The sequence below is a fragment of the Pseudomonas sp. P5_A2_2 genome (assembly GCF_054177685.1).
This window is the reverse complement of the sequence record NZ_JBGCUL010000564.1, coordinates 1-3008: the sequence shown is the minus strand read 5'-3', so window position 1 is coordinate 3008 and position 3008 is coordinate 1. Positions and strand designations below refer to the sequence as shown.

The 3008-nt window shown below is 58.6% G+C and carries 3 protein-coding genes and 1 pseudogene; 3 read left to right on the top strand and 1 reads right to left on the bottom strand.

The genetic code is table 11. The features are described 5' to 3' along the window. The first annotated feature begins 224 nt into the window (after window positions 1-224). The 3 genes from eat to ACXRVY_RS22330 all read left to right on the top strand — a co-directional run bounded on the left by eat (window position 225) and on the right by ACXRVY_RS22330 (window position 2625). On the top strand, window positions 225-1589 hold the full coding sequence (eat, locus tag ACXRVY_RS22340) for an ethanolamine permease (protein WP_223462489.1): 1365 nt from the start codon (window positions 225-227) through the stop codon (window positions 1587-1589). Between the two features lie 143 nt (window positions 1590-1732). Then, entirely contained in the window at window positions 1733-1900 is a 168-nt protein-coding gene (locus ACXRVY_RS22335; protein WP_007985427.1) for a DUF2897 family protein, read from the top strand. 167 nt (window positions 1901-2067) lie between these two features. Then, the gene (locus tag ACXRVY_RS22330) at window positions 2068-2625 is read left to right on the top strand and encodes a TetR/AcrR family transcriptional regulator (protein ID WP_223462488.1); all 558 of its coding nucleotides are present in this window, start codon (window positions 2068-2070) and stop codon (window positions 2623-2625) included. Here ACXRVY_RS22330 and ACXRVY_RS22325 read toward each other — a convergent pair. Then, window positions 2622-3008, bottom strand: a pseudogene (locus ACXRVY_RS22325) (beta-ketoacyl-ACP synthase II); the annotation flags it as partial. The gene ACXRVY_RS22330 and the pseudogene ACXRVY_RS22325 overlap by 4 nt on opposite strands.

Below are 3008 nucleotides of genomic sequence, written 5' to 3'. Positions count from 1 at the left end.
AAGTTTGCGCGTTGCAGCGGTGTCGGGTAGCGGGCATGCAGGCTTGCTCGCGAAAGCGGCATTCAAACCAGCGGCGCCCCTGACTGACGCAAAAAATTCGCACATCCAGTAGCGAACATCCTCGATACGACACCTTTCATCCCATTACGACGCACCACCGCGAAATGGCACGCCCACTGCACTGGCGTCCCCTGGGCTTTCCAAACCACTCAGGGAGCAAACACATGAACACACAACTCAAACCCACGCTGGGCACATTGCATCTGTGGGGCATTGCGGTCGGGCTGGTGATTTCCGGAGAGTATTTCGGCTGGAGCTATGGCTGGGGCGTGGCCGGGACCTTAGGCTTTCTGGTGACCTCGTTCATGGTCGCCACCATGTACACCTGCTTCATCTTCAGTTTCACCGAACTGACCACCGCCATTCCTCACGCCGGCGGTCCCTTTGCCTACAGCCGTCGCGCCTTTGGCGAAAAAGGCGGGTTGATCGCCGGGCTGGCGACACTGATCGAATTCGTCTTCGCCCCGCCAGCGATTGCCCTGGCCATCGGCGCCTACCTAAATGTCCAGTTTCCAGCCCTTGACCCGAAACACGCGGCAGTCGGTGCCTACATCGTGTTCATGGGCCTCAACATCCTCGGGGTGAAACTGGCAGCGACCTTCGAGTTGGTGGTCTGCGTGTTGGCGGTCGCCGAATTGCTGGTGTTCATGGGCGTGGTCGCCCCGGCATTCAGCTTCAGCAACTTCGCCCTCAATGGCTGGGCCGGTTCCGACGTGTTCGGTGCTCCGGCGATTGCCGGGATGTTCGCGGCGATTCCCTTTGCCATCTGGTTCTTTCTCGCCATCGAAGGCGCAGCCATGGCCGCTGAAGAAGCCAAGGACCCGAAGCGCACGATTCCCAAGGCTTACATCAGCGGTATCTTGACCCTGGTGCTGCTGGCGATGGGGGTGATGTTCTTCGCCGGTGGCGTCGGCGACTGGCGCACTCTGTCAAACATCAACGACCCGCTGCCGCAGGCAATGAAAACCGTGGTCGGCGAAAGCTCGGGCTGGCTGCACATGCTGGTGTGGATCGGCCTGTTCGGCCTGGTGGCGAGCTTCCACGGGATCATCCTTGGCTACTCACGGCAGTTCTTCGCCCTCGCCCGGGCCGGTTACCTACCGGCATCCCTGGCCAGATTGTCGCGCTTTCAAACACCGCACCGGGCGATCATCGCCGGCGGTGTCATCGGCATTGCCGCCATCTACAGCGATGGCTTGATCAACCTCGGCGGCATGACGCTGACCGCCGCGATGATCACCATGGCCGTGTTCGGCGCCATCGTGATGTACATCATGAGCATGCTCAGCCTGTTCAAACTGCGTAAAACCGAGCCGAACCTGGAGCGCACCTTCCGCGCCCCGTGCTACCCGCTGGTGCCATTCATTGCATTGATGCTGGCGGTGGTGTGTCTGGTGGCGATGGCCTGGTTCAACACGTTGATCGGTCTGATCTTTCTGGGCTTCATGGTGGCAGGTTTCGTGTACTTCATGCTCACCGCGCAATTGCGCGCCGACGCACCAGCGGATGCGATGTTGAGCGGACATTGAAAGCGTTCGAGTGAACCTTGAACAACAGGCATAGAATGGAGGGGGATAGCGATGGAACTGCGATGAAACCCCATCACTCAAAGTGATATGTACGATCGGTTGGCGAACCCTCGTCGACCCGCCTGCTTTTCAAGGAGAGTCCTATGCCCTGGTATGCCTGGCTGATTCTGGTCGTTGCCATCGGCTCGATCGTTGGTGGTCTGATGCTGCTGCGCGACACCGCCAACAAGGTCGAACTGACCGAAGAGCAACGTAAGCGCGTCGCCGAACGCAATGCGGAAATGGACGCCAAGGAAGCGCAGGACCGCTGACTGAAAACCCCGCCTGTAACGGCGGGGTTTGTTTTTGTATGGAGTCTCCTTAAATCATGCTGCTTTGTAGCCATATCGAAGCATGTGCATGCTTTTTAGAAGTAGAAGTACAGTCACCATGCAATTTTCATTGGTTAATATGGGCCGCATTGATGCGGAGATATCAGATGCGTTACTCGCAGGACCATAAAGCCCAGACCCACCAACGCATAATCAAGGAAGCTTCAGCGCGATTTCGACGCGATGGTATCGGCGCGACCGGGCTGCAACCCCTGATGAAAGCACTGGGCTTGACCCACGGTGGCTTTTACTCGCATTTCAAGTCCAAAGACGAACTGGTGGAAAAAGCCTTGCAAGAGGCTGGCGTACAAGTCGACGAGTTGTGCGCGCAAATCTTCGCCGAGGAACACCCACTCGAAGCTTTCATCGACACCTACCTGTCCGAATGGCATCAAACCTCGCCTCACGAGGGCTGCCCGCTGCTGACCATTTCTTCGGAACTGGGGCTGCGTGGTCAACCGAGTCCAACCAGCGACGTCGTGCTCCAGGCGCGACTCGATCAGATCCAGCACACCCTTGACGGAGAGCGCACCGCCGAACGCAGCATCGTCATCATGTCGACGCTGGTCGGCGCCTTGCTGTTATCCCGCAGCGTCGCCGACGCCGAGTTTGCCCAACGGATACTCGACGCCGCACGCGATCACCTCAAACATTCACAGGATTAATCCTGCCAACGCTTGAACAGCACACTGGCATTGACCCCGCCAAATCCGAAACCGTTGGACAGCGCGTATTCGATGGCCATCGGCCGCGCATCGCCATGAACGATGTCGACACCTTCAGTGGCAGGGTCCGGGTTCTCGAAATTGAGAGTCGCCGGCACGATCTGGTCACGAATCGCCAGCAGCGTAAAGATCGCTTCGAGCCCACCCGCTGCACCGAGCAAATGCCCGGTCGCCGACTTGGTCGATGTCACGGCGATGCCGTTTTGCGCACCGAACAACGCCTTGATCGCCGCCAGCTCACCCAGATCACCTACCGGAGTCGAGGTTGCATGAGCATTCAGATGCTGAACCTGAGCCGGTGAAACACCGGCCTGTGCCAATGC